13 protein-coding genes and 2 tRNA genes are annotated in these 18,793 nt (G+C 44.3%); 8 read left to right on the forward strand and 7 right to left on the reverse strand.

Going from position 1 to position 18,793, the window contains the following annotated elements; all coding sequences use genetic code 11:
* The first annotated feature begins 11 nt into the window (after positions 1–11).
* Positions 12–908, forward strand: coding sequence for a CPBP family intramembrane glutamic endopeptidase (locus GD630_RS05000; RefSeq protein WP_143864600.1), 897 nt, complete (start codon positions 12–14; stop codon positions 906–908).
* On the opposite strand, the gene GD630_RS05005 is transcribed toward GD630_RS05000, so the two are convergent.
* Positions 880–3,012 carry a Tex family protein gene (locus GD630_RS05005; protein WP_143864599.1) on the reverse strand — a complete coding sequence of 711 codons (2,133 nt, stop codon included), beginning with the start codon at positions 3,010–3,012 and terminating at the stop codon, positions 880–882. The genes GD630_RS05000 and GD630_RS05005 overlap by 29 nt on opposite strands.
* Before the next feature lie 119 nt (positions 3,013–3,131).
* Here GD630_RS05005 and GD630_RS05010 point away from each other — a divergent pair, with 119 nt between their 5' ends.
* The 3 genes from GD630_RS05010 (at position 3,132) to GD630_RS05020 (ending at position 7,796) form a co-directional block, all read left to right on the forward strand.
* Positions 3,132–5,063 (forward strand): sensor histidine kinase, encoded by a 1,932-nt coding sequence (locus GD630_RS05010; protein ID WP_143864598.1) that lies wholly within the window; start codon positions 3,132–3,134, stop codon positions 5,061–5,063.
* Positions 5,060–6,805, forward strand: a complete 1,746-nt coding sequence (locus tag GD630_RS05015; protein WP_143864597.1) for a bifunctional metallophosphatase/5'-nucleotidase — start codon at positions 5,060–5,062, stop codon at positions 6,803–6,805. The genes GD630_RS05010 and GD630_RS05015 overlap by 4 nt, the downstream gene beginning before the upstream one ends.
* Before the next feature lie 88 nt (positions 6,806–6,893).
* On the forward strand, positions 6,894–7,796 hold the full coding sequence (locus GD630_RS05020) for a helix-turn-helix domain-containing protein (protein WP_143864596.1): 903 nt from the start codon (positions 6,894–6,896) through the stop codon (positions 7,794–7,796).
* 5 nt (positions 7,797–7,801) lie between these two features.
* Here GD630_RS05020 and GD630_RS05025 read toward each other — a convergent pair whose 3' ends face one another.
* Entirely contained in the window at positions 7,802–8,386 is a 585-nt protein-coding gene (locus GD630_RS05025; RefSeq protein ID WP_007759620.1) for a Crp/Fnr family transcriptional regulator, read from the reverse strand.
* Between the two features lie 15 nt (positions 8,387–8,401).
* On the opposite strand from GD630_RS05025, the gene GD630_RS05030 reads away from it, so the two are divergent.
* The gene (locus tag GD630_RS05030; protein ID WP_182505708.1) at positions 8,402–9,223 is read left to right on the forward strand and encodes a DUF3845 domain-containing protein; all 822 of its coding nucleotides are present in this window, start codon (positions 8,402–8,404) and stop codon (positions 9,221–9,223) included.
* A gap of 17 nt (positions 9,224–9,240) precedes the next feature.
* On the opposite strand, the gene GD630_RS05035 is transcribed toward GD630_RS05030, so the two are convergent.
* Positions 9,241–9,312: transfer RNA gene (locus GD630_RS05035), tRNA-Glu, on the reverse strand.
* 66 nt (positions 9,313–9,378) lie between these two features.
* Positions 9,379–9,465: transfer RNA gene (locus GD630_RS05040), tRNA-Ser, on the reverse strand.
* A 632-nt stretch (positions 9,466–10,097) separates the two neighbouring features.
* Here GD630_RS05040 and GD630_RS05045 point away from each other — a divergent pair.
* The 3 genes from GD630_RS05045 (at position 10,098) to GD630_RS05055 (ending at position 14,474) form a co-directional block, all read left to right on the forward strand.
* Positions 10,098–10,544: a hypothetical protein gene (locus GD630_RS05045; protein ID WP_143864594.1), complete on the forward strand. Its 447-nt coding sequence runs from the start codon at positions 10,098–10,100 to the stop codon at positions 10,542–10,544.
* A gap of 116 nt (positions 10,545–10,660) precedes the next feature.
* On the forward strand, positions 10,661–12,325 hold the full coding sequence (locus GD630_RS05050; RefSeq protein ID WP_143864593.1) for a putative transporter: 1,665 nt from the start codon (positions 10,661–10,663) through the stop codon (positions 12,323–12,325).
* A 154-nt stretch (positions 12,326–12,479) separates the two neighbouring features.
* Positions 12,480–14,474, forward strand: a complete 1,995-nt coding sequence (locus tag GD630_RS05055; RefSeq protein ID WP_007753923.1) for a fructose-bisphosphatase class III — start codon at positions 12,480–12,482, stop codon at positions 14,472–14,474.
* Positions 14,475–14,668: 194 nt separating this feature from the next.
* Here the strand turns inward: GD630_RS05055 and GD630_RS05060 are convergent, their stop codons facing one another.
* From GD630_RS05060 to GD630_RS05070, 3 genes are all read right to left on the reverse strand, one after another.
* Positions 14,669–15,817, reverse strand: coding sequence for an LA_2272 family surface repeat-containing protein (locus GD630_RS05060; RefSeq protein ID WP_143864592.1), 1,149 nt, complete (start codon positions 15,815–15,817; stop codon positions 14,669–14,671).
* Complete coding sequence (locus GD630_RS05065) at positions 15,814–17,472, reverse strand: AMP-binding protein (protein ID WP_143864591.1); 1,659 nt, start codon at positions 17,470–17,472, stop codon at positions 15,814–15,816. The genes GD630_RS05060 and GD630_RS05065 overlap by 4 nt, the downstream gene beginning before the upstream one ends.
* Positions 17,473–17,706: 234 nt before the next feature.
* Positions 17,707–18,777 carry a GDP-L-fucose synthase family protein gene (locus GD630_RS05070; protein ID WP_143864590.1) on the reverse strand — a complete coding sequence of 357 codons (1,071 nt, stop codon included), beginning with the start codon at positions 18,775–18,777 and terminating at the stop codon, positions 17,707–17,709.
* Positions 18,778–18,793: the final 16 nt, after the last annotated feature.

Here is an 18,793-nt window from a genome sequence, read left to right on the forward strand (position 1 = left end):
CAAATTGTAAAATGACGGCAGAAGATATTGTGGAGAAAAAAGAACCTAAGAGACTTCCTGTATGGGCGTGTATCCCATTGTTTATAGGAATATTTTTCATATTTATGGGATTGTACGGCACGCTGGCAAGAGGATTCTTGTCGATGGTGCTTGGAGTGGAGGCCCGTCATCCGGGATTGGTGGGGTATATTCTGTTGGAAAGCAGTATGCTGCTGGCTGTTCTCACTGCCGCCGCTATCATGTTACGTTTTGAACGCCGCCCGTTCTCTGACTTGGGGCTGTCCGTCAGAGGACATACGAAAGGGTTGTGGTACGGTTTTTTGATGGCTGTCCTGTTGTATATGGTAGGCTTCGGTTTGTCGTTGGCTATGGGCGAAGTGGAAGTAGTCGGTTTTCAGTTCAAGGCTTGGGATTTAGCGGGGGCGTGGGTGTTTTTCCTGCTTGTCGCAGTGTTTGAAGAGATTCTGATGCGTGGCTATATATTGGGACGTTTATTACATACTCGTCTGAATAAATTCCTTTCCCTGTTTATCTCGGCATCGTTATTCGCATTCCTGCATATTTTTAATCCTGAAATAAATGCCTTGCCGATGATCAACCTTTTGCTGGCAGGCATGTTGCTGGGTGCTTCTTATTTATATACGCGGAACCTTTGTTTCCCGATCTCCCTCCATCTTTTCTGGAATTGGATACAAGGTCCGGTTCTGGGCTATCAGGTGAGCGGCAACAATTTTGTGTCTACTATGCTGAAACTGAATATGCCCGAAAATAATGTGCTGAATGGCGGAGCCTTCGGTTTTGAAGGCTCGCTCATTTGCACGGTACTGATGATTCTGTTTACTGTTCTTATTATCTGGTGGGGTGAGAAAAGAACGGCGATCAGTCTTGCGGTACACCGATCATGCTAAGCTGAATCCGTTTGCGGTCGGTATCTACGTTCATCACTCTGACCATGACGTGCTGGTGGATGGAAACGATTTCCGTAGGATCGGAAATGTAACGTTCCGCCAATTGGGAGAGGTGTACAAGACCGTTCTCCTTGATACCTATATCGACGAAAGCTCCGAAATTGGTGATGTTTCCTACAATGCCCGGAAGAATCATGCCTTCGCGTAAATCGGCTATGGTACGTACATTCTTGTCGAACTCAAATACTTTGATGGCTTTTCGTGGGTCGCGTCCGGGTTTTTCGAGTTCCTGCATAATATCTTGTAAGGTAGGCAGGCCGACGACGGGAGTGACGTAATCGGAGATATTGATTTTCCGGCGGAGGTCCTTGTCGGCTATCAGCTCATTGACAGTACATTTCAAATCCTTTGCCATCTGTTCCACAATATGGTAACTTTCCGGATGCACGGCCGTATTGTCGAGCGGGTTCTTTGCTCCGGGAATACGGAGGAACCCGGCACACTGCTCGAAAGCTTTGGCGCCCATACGCGGAACTTTCATCAGTTCTTTGCGGGAGTTGAAGGCTCCATTCTCGGCACGATAATTGACGATATTTTGCGCCAGTTGAGGACCTAATCCGGAAATGTAAGTCAACAGATGGCTACTGGCTGTATTCAGGTTCACTCCTACGAGGTTTACGCAATTCTCTACGGTCTGGTCGAGCGCTTTCTTTAATTTCGTCTGGTCTACATCATGCTGATACTGACCGACTCCGATGGACTTGGGATCTATCTTGACTAATTCCGCCAATGGATCCATCAGACGGCGGCCGATGGAAACGGCTCCTCTGACCGTCACGTCGTAGTCAGGAAATTCGTCGCGGGCGATCTTGGAAGCCGAATAGATGGAAGCCCCCTGTTCGCTGACTACAAATACAGGAATCTGACGGTCGAATGTCTGTTGGTTGATAAAGTCCTCCGTTTCGCGGCTGGCCGTTCCGTTGCCGATGGAGATAGCTTCGATCTGGTAGGCTTCGACCATCTTACGGAGTTTCGAAGCAGCTTCACCGGTCTTGCCGACCGGAGGATGAGGATAAATGTTTTCATTATGCAGCAGATTACCTTGAGCGTCGAGACAAACAACCTTGCAACCGGTACGGAAACCGGGATCGATGGCGAGTACCCGCTTCTGTCCCAATGGGGCGGCAAGGAGTAGTTGGCGGAGGTTCTCCGTGAAGACGCGGATGGCTTCGTCATCGGCTTTCTCTTTTGATTGTGCGGCAAATTCCGTTTCGATGGAAGGTTTAAGCAGACGTTTGTAGGCGTCGATAGCAGCTTCGCTCACTTGTTCGCTGCATTCATTGTTACCACGTACGAATTGGCGTTCCAGACGTTCGATGCACGCCTCGTCGTCCGGAGTGATGGACACTTTCAGCAGCCCTTCGGCTTCGGCGCGGCGGATGGCAAGCAGGCGATGGGAAGTGCAGCGTTTCAAAGGTTCGGAAAAATCGAAATAGTCCCGGTATTTGGCGGCCTCTTCTTCTTTGCCTTTAACTACTTTAGCGTTGATTTCCGCCTGGCGGCTGAATTGATTGCGGACGGCGTTACGGGCACGTTCGTCTTCGTTCACTTGCTCGGCTATGATATCGCGAGCCCCTTTCAACGCGTCTTCCACGTCTTTTACCTCTCCCTTGACGAATGAGGCGGCACGGGCGCTCAGGTTGTTTTCCCTCTGTAATAGCACTAGGGTGGCAAGCGGCTCCAACCCTTTCTGACGGGCGGCTTCGGCACGTGTCTTACGTTTGGGCTTGTAGGGGAGGTAGATATCCTCCAGTTCTGTCGGATTCCAGGTGTCGTTGATACGTTTCTCCAGCTCGGCGGTGAGTTTTCCTTGTTCGGTGATGGTGCCGAGAATAGTCTCTTTCCGTTTGGCTATGTCGCACAACTTATCATGTTGCTCTTTGATCTGTTCTATCTGAACTTCATTCAGTCCGCCTGTAACTTCTTTGCGGTAGCGGCTGATGAAAGGAATCGTAGCGCCTTCACCCAGAAGGTGGAGGGTACTGCTTATTTGTTTTTCCGATATGCCTGACAGTCCGGAAATCATCTTGTGAAATAATTCCATAAATTGTATTTTTTGAGAATAAATGAGCGACAAAAATACACATTAATCCGTTAAAACCGACAAGTTTTACTATATTTGCAACCTAAATAAATAAGTAAGCACATCAAAACTGCATAACTATGCCCAGATATTCAGGATGTCTTTTTGCTTTCTTCCTTTGGCTATCCCTGTCAATGGAGGTCTTTGCAACCTCTAAGGATATGAATCCTATTCTAATTATTTGTTCCTATAATCCGGCTGCCCATCAGACTTCAGTTACTATTTCCGATTATATGGAGGGATATACCAAACTGGGAGGGAAACGTGATATTATTATTGAGAATATGAACTGCAAGAGTTTCTCGGAAGCTCCTTTATGGAGTGGTATGATGACACAAATCCTTGCTAAATATCAGGGGGGAAAGCAGCAACCGGCACAAATTATATTGTTAGGACAGGAGGCGTGGGCGGCTTATCTGTCTCAGAGGGATTCGATGCGGGTGAAAGTTCCGGTAATGTGTAGTCTGGTCAGCAGCAATGTCGTGATATTGCCGGAAGATACTGTCGGAAGTTTGGATAGCTGGTTGCCCGAATCTGTAGATATCTTTGAAGATCATATGGATATTCCTGAATTGCAGTCGGGATTTATCAATCATTATAATATAGGAGATAATGTGCGTATGATTCGTGCGTTCTATCCCGAAACAAAACATATTGCTTTTATCTCGGATAATACGTATGGCGGCGTCACGATGCAAGCGTTGGTGCGAAAGGAAATGAAAAATTTCCCCGATCTGGATCTTGTTCTGTTGGACGGAAGAAAACATACCATTTATACGATTGTAGAGGAATTGCGGCATTTGCCGGAGCATACTGTTATTATGGTGGGTACTTGGAGGGTGGACATGAATGAGGGGTATTTTATGCGGAACGCCACGTATGCGATGATGGAAGCGGCTCCTGCCATTCCTACCTTTACACCTTCATCGGTGAGTCTGGGACATTGGGCGATAGGAGGCGTATTGCCCGATTATCGAAAAGTGGGAGAAGAGATGGCTATGGAATCTGTCCGGATGGATAATCAGTCCGGCAGCACGGAGAAACATCTGCAGATTATGGAATCTAAGGCTGTGATGGACAGTCGGAAAGCGAAAGAATGGGGACTGGATCCGAAGGCTTTGCCTTTTGGCGTGGAGCTCATCAATCAGCCGGTTTCATTCTATCAGCAGTATACGTATCAGATATGGTCTGCTTGCACTTTGTTTGTTGTCTTGGTGTTGGGGCTGTTTATTTCTCTCTTTTATTATTTCCGTACGAAGCGGTTGAAAGACGAACTGTTGAGATCGGACAAAGATCTGCGTGTGGCGAAAGACAGGGCGGAAGAGTCCAACCGTTTGAAAAGTGCTTTCCTGGCGAACATGAGTCATGAGATACGTACACCGCTGAACTCAATTGTCGGATTCTCGGATGTGTTGGCTGTGGAAGGAAGTACGGAGGAGGAACGTCAGTCCTATTTTCAGATTATCAAGACTAATTCAGATTTACTGCTCCGCCTGATTAATGATATTCTTGACCTTTCGCGACTGGAGGCTAACCGGGTGACGCTGACTTGGGAGGAGTGTGATATCGTACTGTTGTGTCGGCAGGTGGTTGCTTCCGTTAGTTTTTCACGGCAATCTTCGGATAATCAGTTTCTGTTTACCACTTCTTTTGAGACGTATCGGATGGAGACGGATATACAACGTATGCAGCAGGTGATTATCAATCTCTTGTCGAATGCTGATAAGTTTACGAAAAAGGGGAAGATTACATTGGACTTTTCTGTCGATGAGAAAACGGGAATGGCGGTTTTCTCAGTAACTGACACCGGATGCGGTATCCCGAAAGAAAAACAGAAACTTGTGTTCGAACGCTTTGAGAAACTGAATGAGTATGCTCAGGGAACCGGATTGGGGTTGTCTATCTGTAAATTAATCGTATCTAAATGGAAAGGAGTAATATGGATTGATCCCGACTATACAGGCGGGGCACGATTTATATTCTCGCATCCTCTAAAAATAGAAAAAGAATGAAACGAATAACATTGATTTATGCTTGGCTTTTCTGTCTGGCACTGTCCGTTGCGGCACAGGAAAAGGTAGTGAAGTTGAAGATTGTACAGACAAGTGATGTACACGGAAATTATTATCCTTACAATTTTATAACCCGTCAGGAATGGAAAGGGAGTCTGGCCCGGATATACTCATTTATTGAGAAGGAACGCCGGGAGTATAAGGATAATCTGATATTGCTGGATAATGGGGATATTCTGCAAGGACAACCTACCGCTTATTACTATAATTATATAGATACCGTGTCTCCGCATCTTTGCGCCGAGATGATGAATTATATGAAATATGATGCGGGCAATATGGGGAATCATGATGTGGAAACTGGACGTGCCGTATTCGACCGTTGGATTGGAACCTGTGACTTTCCCGTACTGGGAGCCAATATCATTGATACGTCTACGGGGAAACCTCATCTTCCTCCTTATAAAATGTTGGAACGGGACGGGGTGAAGATCGTCGTTTTGGGGATGATAACACCGGCCATTCCTGCCTGGCTTTCGGAAAATCTGTGGAGAGGGCTTCGTTTTGACGATATGGAGGAGACGGCTCGCAAATGGATGAAGATAATCCGTGCAAAGGAGAACCCGGATGTGGTAATCGGGTTGTTCCATGCCGGACAGGATGCGTTTAAGATGTCCGGTAAATATAATGAGAATGCGTCTCTGAATGTGGCAAAGAATATTCCGGGATTCGATGTGGTATTGATGGGACATGATCATGCCCGCGAATGTAAGAAGGTGATGAATGTTGCCGGAGATTCGGTGTTGGTTATTGATCCGGCAAGCAACGGAGTGGTGCTGTCCAATGTCGACATCACTTTGAAGTTGAAGGATGGCAAGGTACTGAGCAAGGATATTCAAGGGGTATTGACGGAGACAAAGGAGTATGGTGTCAGCGAGGATTTTATGAAACGTTTCGCTCCGCAGTATGAGGCTGTGCGGAAGTTTGTGTCCAAGAAAATCGGTACGTTTACTGAGGATATCTCTACGCATCCTTCTTTCTTTGGTCCTTCCGCTTTCATCGATCTGATACATACTTTGCAGCTCGATATCACGGGAGCCGACATTTCTTTTGCAGCGCCGCTTTCATTCGATGCGGAAATTAAGAAAGGGGATGTGTTCGTCAGTGATATGTTCAACTTATATAAGTATGAAAATATGCTGTACGTGATGACTTTGTCCGGTAAAGAAATCAAGGATTTTCTGGAGATGTCTTATTTCATGTGGACTAACCGGATGAAATCACCGGACGACCATTTGCTGTGGTTCAAGGAAAAACGTCGGGATGGTGCGGAGGACAGGACTTCTTTCCAGAATTTCAGTTTTAACTTTGATTCGGCTTCCGGCATAATCTATACGGTGGATGTTACTAAACCGAAAGGGGAGAAGATTACGATTGTCAGTATGGCAGATGGCTCTCCTTTCGATATAAATAAGATTTATAAAGTGGCGTTGAATTCTTATCGTGGTAATGGTGGCGGTGAATTGTTGACAAAAGGTTCGGGCATTCCTCAAGAGAAATTGAAAGACCGTATCATTTTCTCTACTGATAAGGATCTTCGTTTTTACCTGATGAATTACATCGAGGAGAAGGGGGGAATGAATCCGAAAGCGTTGAATCAGTGGAAATTCGTTCCGGAGAAGTGGACTGTTCCTGCTGCCCGGCGTGACGCTGAGTATCTGTTCGGGGTGGTCAATAAGTAGCCAAAAATGTTCATTTTGTCTGGTGATACTCTGTTTTGGCTTGTATATCTGATTTATTGCTGGTATATTTGTCGCAAAAAGAGAGAGTATGGATATTCAAAATGTTCCTAAAGTAGGTATTTCTTCTGTAGTTCATTCTAAGCATATAGATGTTGATAGCATTGATGTCATTGATAATGATATAGCGCTCTTCGATTCGGAGAGCGTTATTTCCTTATATAGTGGTCCCAGCAAGTTGGAGGTATTGACAATAGGACTTTGCCTGGAAGGTGAGGGTACTTTTAATATTAATCTGCAGGATTTTCAATTATCTTCGGGAGGGATGGTGATAGCCCTGCCGAGTCAGATTATAGAACACCGGCAGTTTAGTCCCGACTTCAAGGGAATCTTCTTTGCGGTATCCAAGAGTTTGCTGGAGACATTGCCTAAAGTAGGCAATCTGCTTGCATTGTTTTTCTATCTGAAAGATTATCCTTGTTTTAGCCTGACTCCGAACGAGCAGCGCACGGTGCAGGAATATCATACGTTTATCAGAAAGAGGTTGAGGAGTAAAGGGGATCTGTATCGCAGGGAGGTCGTGCTCGGACTGATGCAGGGTTTCTTTTTTGAACTGTGCAATATCTTTAACAATCATGCGCCTGCAGCCACTGCTTCGGTGAAGTCGAAAAGCCGGAAAGAGTATATCTTTGAACGTTTCTATGAAACGCTGGTAGAATCTTATCAATCAGAACGTAGTGTGAAGTTTTATGCTGACCAGCTGTGTCTGACACCGAAACATCTTTCCGGAGTTGTGAAGGAGGTGAGTGGAAAGACTGTGGGCGAGTGGATCGATGAGTTTGTGATTTTGGAAGCAAAAGCACTTTTGAACTCCTCAAGCATGAATATACAGGAGATAGCCGATCGCTTGAACTTTGCCAACCAGTCCTTCTTCGGGAAATATTTTAAGCATTATACGGGGATGTCTCCCAAAGAATATCGGAAGAACCGATAATGTGTTTACAAAACTCCGGAGCGTACGCGGCTCAAGGTCTCCGGTGTCATCAGCAGGTAAGAGGCTATGTATGCCAAAGGAGCGCGTTTGATGATTTCCGGATGCGTTTCGAGCAGGAGATTATAGCGTTCGCGGGCGGATTCAAAGCGCCAGGAATCAGCTTTGACTTGTGATACAATTAAAGAGTATTCCAATATTTTCTGATAGAACATATTGATTTCCCAATTTTCTCTCGCCAGCTTCTGTATCATGTCGCGGGGGAAAAGGTAGATAATGGAAGGTTCCAGTGTCTCCACTATAAGCCGGGTAGGTACTTGCTTCAAGAAGCTTTCAATGCACATCACGATACATCCTTCGTAAGAGAAATGCTCGGTAACGTCTTTCCCGTTTTTGTAGTAGTATTGTCTGAGCATACCTTTACCGACGAATACAATCTCGTGAGCGACCTCTCCCTCATTCAATGCAATGGCTCCTTTGGGAAACTCTTCACGGATCAGTATACTTTCTATCTGCCGTCTTCCCTCTATACTCATTTCCGGAAAGCGGGAATTTACAACGGCATTTACAGTTTCTCTTAACAATGTATCCATGTCTTTTTTGTTTTGGTGTGTGCAAAAATACTAAAAACGGTTGATATAAATCAATTGCAGCACAAAAAAGATGTATATTTGTTATTAAATCAAGATATAGAAAAGATTATGAATAAGATAATAGGATTGGCAGTATTGCTGCTATGCGTTTTTGGCTGTGCGAAGGATGATGATGCGATTTATTATCCGGTAGGCAATGTAGATATTGAAAGGGGTGGTGTCGCTCTGGAAGATGGAAAGGGAGAATTGGTAGCCGGGAGTTATAATGAGGAGGATTATGTGCTGGATACGCTGGCGCAGTATCCGGGAGATCCAACTCTTGGCAAACTGACGTTTATGATTGATCTGAAGAATCAGTTGGCGAGACAGGAAGCTGACGGATTTAACGGAATCGGTAAATCGGGATTGACAATGAGTCTGGGATATAAAAATGGTGACTATCCGTCGGAGAGCCAGATACCTGTTTATACTTCTCCTGATATAACTGCTGCGTATGCGGTTAAACTCCGTTTAAAAGGGGAGCTTGCTTTGGCGGGAGAATGGATGATTGATTACATTTATGTGCAATTGGCTGGCTTATTTCAACCTTATCCGCCTGCGTCCTTTCCCGAAGTGTTTATGTGTAAAGGTGGTGAGCAGCCATTTGCTGCTTTTGACTCTTTCCGTAGGACTTGGACATTTGATATTACTTATAACCGTTCCGGTCTTTCTTTCAGTCAGTTATATTTCAATTTATTCTTGAATCTGGCAGGACAGAAACGGGAAGAGAGAATTAGGTTGAGGATTGATAAAGAATCTTTTTTTGAGGTGTATAAATTAAACGAGGAAATGAATTGATTCATTTCCTCGTTGTGTAGTGGGTACGAGAATCGAACTCGTATTACATGCGTGAGAGGCATGTGTCCTAACCGTTAGACGAACCCACCGGATTTTGATTGATTTAAAAAGAGCTAAGTCTTAAAATACTTAGCTCTTTTTATTTTGAGATTTTGCGGAAGCTGGGGGATTCGAACCCCCGGTACCCTTACGAGTACGTCAGTTTAGCAAACTGGTGGTTTCAGCCACTCACCCAAACTTCCTTGAACCCGCATTCTCTCTCAAATGCGGTGCAAAGATAGGGGGAAGTTTTTGACTATGCAAATCTTTTAGCAAGATTTTTTTTACTTGTTTTTCAATAATGGAGATAACCCTCTATGTTTCAAATGTTAAACGAAATAATTTTTTTCGAAGTTTTTTAGAGCCTGTTTCATTTCTATTCAGAAACGTTCATAAAATGCCGCTATAAGTAAAAGATGTATTGGATTTATTGAATAAAAGAGGGGAGATAATGTAGGTGTATAAAAAAAGGCTATCTATCCCAGACAGCCAATCTTTTGTTAACCTTAAATCTAATACTATGAAAAACACATTGCAAATATACGGACTTTTGTGGTATCTGCAAATAATACAAGAAAAAACGGATGTTTTATAACATTGATTAAATGTTTACTTCTTATATTCTATTTTTATTAAGATTCTATATGTTTGGAATGAGCTGTTCACGGTATTATACCATTAAATCTCAAGCGTGGGGATTTGCCCCTATAAGTAGGTAATTTCCTCCCGAAAAGTAGGATTTTTCAGTTTTAAGGGGAAAATTCATTCTATACTTTTGTCATATCGAAAGATAAATGATAAATATTAATAAACGAACCATTAAAAATAAAGGAATATGAAAACGAACACATTTAGATATTTAGGTCTGGCTTTGATGGCTGTATTGATGGTCGGTCTTACTTCTTGCGAAGTGGAGATAGACAGTTTCTACGATGATGATAATAACGGACCGGGTTATTACAACCGTTCGGCTGATTTGTGTAGCCGCACCTGGGTCAGTTTTTATCGGGATATAGACAACAACTACTGCCGTCAGGAACTGGATTTCTTTTTAGATCGTACAGGAATAGATTACATACGGGTGGAATATCCGGACGGATATGTGGAAGAATTTGAATATAAGTTCCGTTGGAGTTGGGAAAATTTCGCGCAGACTTCCATCCGTATGTCGTATGGGCCCAATGATGTTTCCTACCTGGACGACGTATATATTGGAGGCAACAGGTTGAGCGGCTATTTGGACGGGCGGAACAATTTTGTGGAATATCAGGGAAGAAGATAAGAAAGATGATAGAAGAATATCAGCACGAGGCATGAGTAGGGCGTAAAATGAAAGCATAAAAGTTTTGAATGGGACTAAATAGTTTTTATCTTTGCGCCCTATTAGTTTGAAAATACATGGAGTGGTTATATAGTCTGTTTCTCGAACATTCTGCCTTACAGGCGGTTGTGGTGTTATCGTTGATTTCTGCGGTAGGTTTAGGCTTGGGAAGAGTGCATTTCTGGGGAGTATCCTTAGGAGTCACTTTTGTTTTTTTTACAGGTATCCTTGCCGGACATCTCGGACTTTCGGTAGATCCTCAGATGTTGAATTATGCGGAAAGTTTCGGCTTGGTGATTTTCGTTTATTCTTTAGGTTTACAGGTCGGTCCCGGTTTCTTCAGTTCTTTCCGTAAAGGAGGAGTAACGCTGAATATGCTGGCATTGGGAGTCGTCCTGTTGGGAACATTGTTGACGGTCGTAGCCAGCTATGCCACAGGTGTCTCACTTCCCGATATGGTCGGTATCCTTTGTGGAGCGACAACGAACACTCCGGCGTTGGGAGCTGCTCAGCAAACTCTGAAACAGATGGGGCTGGAGAGTAGCACACCTGCTTTGGGATGTGCGGTAGCCTATCCGATGGGAGTCGTCGGTGTGATACTTGCCGTCTTGTTAATCCGTAAAGCATTGGTTCGCAAAGAAGATTTGGAAATAAAAGAGAAAGATGATGCGAACAAAACTTATATTGCAGCGTTTCAAGTACACAATCCTGCTATTTTCAATAAGAGCATTAAAGACATAGCACATATGAGCTACCCGAAGTTTGTCATCTCCCGCTTATGGCGGGACGGACACGTCAGCATTCCGACTTCCGACAAGGTGCTGAAAGAGGGAGACCGTCTGTTGGTTATCACTGCGGAGAAAGATGCTTTGGCGTTGACTGTACTTTTCGGTGAACAGGAAAATACGGATTGGAACAAAGAGGACATTGACTGGAATGCGATTGACAGCGAACTGGTTTCACAGCGTATCGTCATCACTCGTCCCGAACTGAATGGAAAGAAGCTGGGATCACTCCGATTGAGAAATCATTACGGCATCAATATCAGCCGTGTCTATCGTTCGGGTGTGCAACTGCTCGCTACTCCGGAGTTGATACTCCAGTTGGGCGACCGGCTGACAGTAGTAGGGGAGAAAGCTGCCATCCTGAATGTGGAAAAAGTATTGGGTAATGCCATTAAAAGCTTGAAAGAACCCAATCTGGTTGTTATATTCATCGGAATTGTATTGGGATTGGCATTGGGAGCTATTCCCTTTTCAATACCGGGTGTCAGTACTCCCGTGAAACTGGGACTGGCCGGCGGACCGATTATTGTTGGCATTCTTTTGGGGACATTCGGACCACGGATACACATGATAACCTACACTACCCGCAGCGCGAATCTGATGTTGCGTGCCTTAGGACTTTCCCTGTATCTCGCCTGTCTGGGATTGGATGCCGGAGCTCACTTTTTCGACACCGTATTCCGTCCGGAAGGTCTGCTGTGGATTGCTTTGGGAGTCGGACTGACTATCATCCCGACAGTATTGGTAGGTTTTGTCGCCTTCAAAATGATGAAGATCGATTTTGGTACGGTATCCGGTATGTTGTGTGGAAGTATGGCCAATCCGATGGCGTTGAATTATGCTAATGATACAATACCCGGTGATAACCCTTCTGTGGCTTATGCGACGGTATATCCGCTCTGTATGTTCCTGCGGGTGATTATCGCACAAGTACTTCTGATGTTCTTCTTGGGCTGAAAAATGAAACTTTGAATAAAAAATAATAACCGGATAAATAAAAAAGTATTATATTTATCGCGAATAATCAAAAAACGTAAGTTTGGAGATTAGAACAATGGATTGTAAGTCGATAAATGGTAATTTGATTTTAGTAATTTGTAATTAAATAGAAATGACTGCTCAAAGTAACATAACTCCTGAAAGCATTGTGAACGATCTGCGTTATCTGCAACTGCTTTCCCGAAGTTTTCCTACTATTGCCGATGCAAGTACGGAAATAATCAATCTGGAGGCTATCTTGAATCTACCTAAAGGGACGGAGCATTTCCTGACAGATGTACATGGGGAATATGAAGCTTTCCAACATGTGCTGAAGAATGCTTCCGGTGCAGTAAAACGTAAGGTAAATGAGATATTCGGCAATACGCTTCGCGAGGCCGAGAAAAAAGAGATCTGTACGTTGATTTACTATCCCGAAGAAAAACTTCAACTGGTGAAGGCCCGTGAGAAGGATTTGGACGATTGGTATCTGATCACTCTGAACCAGTTAGTAAAAGTCTGTCAGAACGTATCTTCCAAGTATACCCGTTCCAAGGTACGTAAATCGTTGCCTGCCGAATTCTCGTATATCATACAGGAATTGTTGCACGAGTCATCTATCGAGCCGAACAAGCATGCCTATATCAATGTGATTATCAGTACGATTATCACGACAAAGCGTGCCGATGATTTTATCATTGCCATGTGTAATCTGATTCAGCGTTTGACAATCGATTCACTTCATATCGTAGGCGACATCTACGACCGCGGACCGGGGGCGCATATCATTATGGATACCTTGTGCAATTATCATAATTTCGATATTCAATGGGGCAATCACGATATTCTGTGGATGGGCGCCGCCTCCGGCAATGACAGTTGCATAGCCAATGTGATACGTATGTCTATGCGATATGGTAATCTGGCTACACTTGAAGACGGTTACGGAATCAATCTGCTGCCACTTGCTACCTTTGCTATGGATACTTATGCTGATGATCCTTGCACCATTTTCATGCCGAAAATGAATTTTGCCGATACTCATTATAATGAGAAAACGTTGCGCTTGATTACTCAGATGCACAAGGCGATCACTATTATCCAGTTTAAGCTGGAAGCCGAGATCATCGACCGCCGTCCGGAGTTTGGAATGGCAAATCGTAAATTGTTGGAGAAGATAGATTTTGAGCGTGGTGTCTTTGTCTACGAAGGTAAGGAGTATGCCCTTCGTGACACGAACTTTCCGACGGTAGATCCCGCCAATCCTTACCGCTTGACGGATGAAGAACGTGAGCTTGTGGATAAGATTCATTATTCATTTATGAATAGTGAGAAATTGAAGAAGCATATGCGTTGCCTGTTTACTTACGGCGGGATGTATCTGGTATCCAACTCCAATCTTCTTTATCACGCTTCCGTGCCTTTGAATGAGGACGGTAGCTTTAAGCATGTCAAGATACGCGGAAAAGAGTATTGGGGACACAAACTTCTGGATAAGGCCGATCAACTGATCCGTACCGCCTACTTCGACGAAGAGGGAGAGGAGGATAAGGAATTTGCGATGGATTATATCTGGTATATGTGGTGTGGTCCGGATGCGCCTTTGTTTGATAAGGATAAGATGGCTACTTTTGAACGCTATTTCCTGGAAGACAAAGAAATGCATAAAGAGAAGAAAGGATATTATTATACATTGCGCAATCGGGAGGATATTTGTGATCAGATACTGGCCGAGTTTGGAGCTTTAGGTCCTCATTCGCATATAATAAACGGTCATGTGCCTGTGAAGACTATTCAAGGAGAACAGCCGATGAAGGCCAATGGCAAACTATTCGTTATCGACGGAGGATTTTCCAAAGCCTATCAGCCTGAAACGGGAATTGCCGGATATACACTTGTCTACCATTCTCACGGTATGCAGCTTGTACAGCACGAACCGTTCCAGTCTCGTCAGAAAGCTATCGAAGAGGGATTGGATATCAAATCTACCAATTTCGTATTGGAATTCAATTCACAACGGATGATGGTGAAAGACACCGATAAGGGAAAAGAATTGGTAACTCAAATACAGGACTTGAAGAAGTTGCTCGTTGCTTATCGTACCGGTCTGATAAAGGAAAAGGTCTGAATGAAGGTTACTTCTTTGCCATGTGACATTCAATAATTTTCACTGCAACGAGTGGTTCGTTCCATAGTTATTATCTTTTAGTTCCACAGTTGTTTCCCTTTTGTTCCACAGATATGGAACGAAAGGGAAACAATTATGGAACGAAATGTTTTTAGTAAAGCAAGAGAATAAATGCTATATATGCAGGATTTATATTAGAAAAGGACAATGCCTGCCTCTATAATGGCTCCTTTATCGTAATTACCGGATTTATTATAGAATCTAGTTAGGCCATAACCGCCCGTTGCGAAGATACCGAATTTCGTGGTTAGCTGATATTCCAGATTGGCACGTGCTTGTAGCGCATATAGACGTCCGGGAATCACTTCATCCTTATTGTCGAAAGCTTCGATATGCTGATAACCTAAGTCGCCGCTAATGGATAATCCTTTATAGATAGGAAAAGACAATCCGGCACGATAGGAAGCGCTCGCCGAAAACTTATCATTTAATCCCTGATACATAGATCCGACTCCAAGAATCGTATAAAACAACTGATTCTTGAAACGTACCCCGATATTGGCAGGAGTCACATTTCCCCCGTATACCATCATCTGTACTTTGGTGTCGGGATTGGCATTAACCAGCCCCAGCTGGAAACCTTTCAAGTCTTCCCTATAGTAATTGACCAGACCGATCTGAAGGCCGCGAACTTGTGTGGCATAGTTGCACAATGCCATTTGAACTCCACGTAGCTGTGTCCCGGTTATATTGGCGATCCCTGCTATCTGCAGGCCATTCATATTTTCACCTACCACATTCAGAAGACCGGAAGTAATCATACCGTTGAAACTCTGTCCGGTGATATTCGCCGCACCGGAAAACTGTAAGCCTGAAGCCATATTCCCGGTAACATTCATAAAACCGCTCATCATGACTCCTGCGGTGTTATCTCCACCGATACCGGTCAGTCCGGATATAACCACCCCCTGTGTCCCGTCTCCGGTAATATTTACCAGTCCGGCTGCAGAGAGTCCGATCGTATTGTTACCGCTGATATTGCTTATACCTGCTATCTGCACGCCTCGCATTGTCCCACCTGCCAGGTTAGCCAGTCCTGTTATCTGTACACCGTTCATATCCCCATGAACAACACTTCCCAGCGCATTGATGCCTACACCATTCAGACGATTCATAGTAGACAAAAGACCGATATTCACATAAGTCGTCTGTGTACTGTCATACGGTTGCGTACAAATATCTTTCCAGATAGAAAGATTAATACCGGCACTTTTGTTCTGTGCAGGCAGACAAACGGCAGCCATCAGTATAGCTGCCGTGAGTATTGTTTTCTTCATTTTCATCCTTTAGCCTCCTGATACAAGTATCGTTTGATACTCTTCTTCGGTGTCTTTTCAAACTCTTCCGGGTATATCTTCATCTTTGAAATCTGGCTGTACGCCGGTAACATGGCATTCAATGCCACCCGGTTTTCTTCCATCACCCGCTCGATGTCTTCATTCTTCAGACCGTGTGCGAAAGCGTCATCGAAATCCGGATAAACCAAACCGACAAGTTTCTCATTCTGCTGAACGATAATGCTTTCGGATACATACGGCAGATTATTTAATTTATCTTCTATCTCTTCCGGATAGATATTCTGTCCACTGGCGCTCAACAGAAGGTTCTTGCTACGTCCTTTGATGGTAACATTCCCTTCGGCATCCATCAAAGCCAGATCACCGGTATGCAGCCAACCGTCTTTGTCGATCACTTCTCTGGTAGCTTCCTCATTCTTGTAGTATCCCAGCATTACGTTAGGACCTTTACAAACGATTTCGCCAACGATATTTTCCGGGTCGGAGGAAAGGACCTGTACATCCATACGGGGTACGGCTTTTCCGCAAGAACCCGGTTTGAACTTCCTCCAGTCTTCGTAACAGATGATCGGACCGCATTCCGTCATTCCATATCCTACGGTATAAGGGAAATCGATCATTTTCAGGAACTGTTCAACCTCTTGATTGAAAGCGGCACCTCCTACGATTACCGCCTTAAATTCTCCTCCGAACGCCTTAATCATCTCTTCGCGTACCGTAGCTTTAATCTTATCGTTGATGATAGGCACTTTCAGCAAAATCTTCATTGCCGGAGTTTCCAGTTTCGGAAGTACACTCTTCTTGATAATCTTTTCGATGATAAGCGGAACAGCGACAATCAGATTCGGTTTTACCTCTTCGAAAGCCTGGAAGATTATCTTCGGACTAGGCATACGGGTCAGGAAGTAGATGTGGCAACCGACGGAAAATTCATAAAGGAATTCGAATGCCAGACCATACATATGCGCCATCGGAAGCATAGACACAATCTTGTCTCCGGCCTTCAAGTCGAGTACTTCGTAGGCGAACTTCGTATTTGACCACAAACTGCGGTAGGGGAGCATAACCCCTTTGGAGTAGCTTGTTGTTCCCGAAGTATAATTGATGACAGCCAGCTCCTCCGGCTCGTCCTTATGATAAGCGACGTGTTCTTTACGGAAGTTTTTAGGGAATTTCTTACCGAACATCTCGTTCAGATGTTCGCGGGCGTATGTCAGACGTTCGCTGCGTGAAACCAGCAAAGTGAAGTCATTCATCATCAGAATACCTTCCAATAGAGGCATTGCCGACTCGTTCAGGTTTTCCCATACCATATCGCCTACAAACAGTAATTTCGCTTCGGAATGGTTGACGATATTGTGGACGTTGTCCGCCTTAAATTCATGAAGAATAGGGACGATAACCGCTCCGTATGTCAGTGTGGCGAGGAACGTCACACCCCAATGCGAACTGTTTCTTCCGCAAACGGCAATCTTGTCTCCCTTGCGGATTCCGCTTTCCTCGAAAATGATATGGAGTTTCTCTATTTTGCGAGCTACGTCTTTATACTGTAAGGTGGCGCCCTTATAATCGGTCAGGGCATCCAGATCCCAATTATTCTTGATACTATTCTCAATGTAAGCTATAAAACTTTGTTCCATTGTTTTTGCACATTTGATATTAAATTGTGCAAATATAGCAATTAAATTAAGAATGAAGAATTAAGAGGGAAGAATTTTTGAAAATGGGGGAGGTGGGATGTAGTGAGATTGCGACAGGCTGGTAGGAGAAAAGATTATGGTTATAGCTAATTTTATTATGCTATAATCAAAAAAAAATATGCTATAATCAAAAATAATTCTGCTTATAGCATATTGACGGATTCTTGGAATTCCCTATTTCAAGTACCATTCGTACATTCTTTGTACGCCTTCCTCGATTTCAATTTTGTGGTGCCACCCCAAAGAGTGCAGTTTCGAAGGATCGGTCAGCTTGCGCATAGTGCCGTCCGGTTTGCTGCTGTCGAAGGTCAGTTTTCCTTGATACCCTACAGTCTCTACAATACGCTCGGCCAGCTGACGGATGGTGATTTCCTTACCGGTGCCGATATTGATGTGGCAGTTGCGGATATCTTTGCTACCTTCTTTATAGGTATCTTTGAAGTCTACGTGCTCCATTACGAAGACGCTGGCATCAGCCATTTCCTCGCTCCAAAGAAACTCGCGAAGCGGAGTTCCGGTACCCCAAAGCGTCACTTCCGTTTCGCTGATGCCGTACTTCTTCAGAATGGCCAAAATTTCTTCTTTCGGACTGTCTCCGTTGACACCTTCTACCGGACGCAGGTTCATATCCTTGCGTACAGCTTCCCAGTTACCCTCTTTCAGGCAATGTGCCAGATGGATTTTCCGGATCATGGCAGGCAGTACATGGCTGCGTTCCAAATCGAAATTATCATTCGGTCCGTAGAGATTCGTCGGCATGACAGCGATATAATTCGTGCCATATTGCAGGTTGAAACTTTCGCACATCTTCAATCCGGCGATTTTGGCGATTGCATACGGCTCGTTGGTATATTCCAGCGGAGAAGTGAGCAATACATCCTCTTTCATCGGCTGTTCCGCATCACGCGGATAAATGCACGTGCTGCCTAAGAACAGCAGTTTCTTTACATTATGGCGGAAGCTCTCACCGATTACATTCTGTTGAATCTGCAGATTCTTGTAGATAAAGTCGGCACGGTAGATACTGTTTGCCATGATACCGCCTACGAAAGCAGCGGCAAGGAAAACATATTCCGGCTGTTCCTCATCGAAGAATTTACGGACAGCTACACCATCCAATAGATCGAGTTCCTTGTGGGTGCGGCCTACCAGATTGGTATATCCTTTATCCTGCAAATTTTTCCAGATAGCAGATCCCACAAGACCGTGATGTCCTGCTACATATATCTTTGCATTCTTTTCCATTCTATCTTTTATTTGT

This window comes from Bacteroides zhangwenhongii (assembly GCF_009193325.2).
Taxonomy (GTDB): domain Bacteria; phylum Bacteroidota; class Bacteroidia; order Bacteroidales; family Bacteroidaceae; genus Bacteroides; species Bacteroides zhangwenhongii.

What these genes read in the sequence shown, in the direction of transcription:
- GD630_RS05000 (WP_143864600.1), top strand. Translation starts at nt 12, where the DNA reads ATGACGGCAGAAGATATTGTGGAGAAAAAAGAACCTAAGAGACTTCCT.
- GD630_RS05005 (WP_143864599.1), bottom strand. Translation starts at nt 3,012, where the DNA reads ATGGAATTATTTCACAAGATGATTTCCGGACTGTCAGGCATATCGGAA.
- GD630_RS05010 (WP_143864598.1), top strand. Translation starts at nt 3,132, where the DNA reads ATGCCCAGATATTCAGGATGTCTTTTTGCTTTCTTCCTTTGGCTATCC.
- GD630_RS05015 (WP_143864597.1), top strand. Translation starts at nt 5,060, where the DNA reads ATGAAACGAATAACATTGATTTATGCTTGGCTTTTCTGTCTGGCACTG.
- GD630_RS05020 (WP_143864596.1), top strand. Translation starts at nt 6,894, where the DNA reads ATGGATATTCAAAATGTTCCTAAAGTAGGTATTTCTTCTGTAGTTCAT.
- GD630_RS05025 (WP_007759620.1), bottom strand. Translation starts at nt 8,386, where the DNA reads ATGGATACATTGTTAAGAGAAACTGTAAATGCCGTTGTAAATTCCCGC.
- GD630_RS05045 (WP_143864594.1), top strand. Translation starts at nt 10,098, where the DNA reads ATGAAAACGAACACATTTAGATATTTAGGTCTGGCTTTGATGGCTGTA.
- GD630_RS05050 (WP_143864593.1), top strand. Translation starts at nt 10,661, where the DNA reads ATGGAGTGGTTATATAGTCTGTTTCTCGAACATTCTGCCTTACAGGCG.
- GD630_RS05055 (WP_007753923.1), top strand. Translation starts at nt 12,480, where the DNA reads ATGACTGCTCAAAGTAACATAACTCCTGAAAGCATTGTGAACGATCTG.
- GD630_RS05060 (WP_143864592.1), bottom strand. Translation starts at nt 15,817, where the DNA reads ATGAAAATGAAGAAAACAATACTCACGGCAGCTATACTGATGGCTGCC.
- GD630_RS05065 (WP_143864591.1), bottom strand. Translation starts at nt 17,472, where the DNA reads ATGGAACAAAGTTTTATAGCTTACATTGAGAATAGTATCAAGAATAAT.
- GD630_RS05070 (WP_143864590.1), bottom strand. Translation starts at nt 18,777, where the DNA reads ATGGAAAAGAATGCAAAGATATATGTAGCAGGACATCACGGTCTTGTG.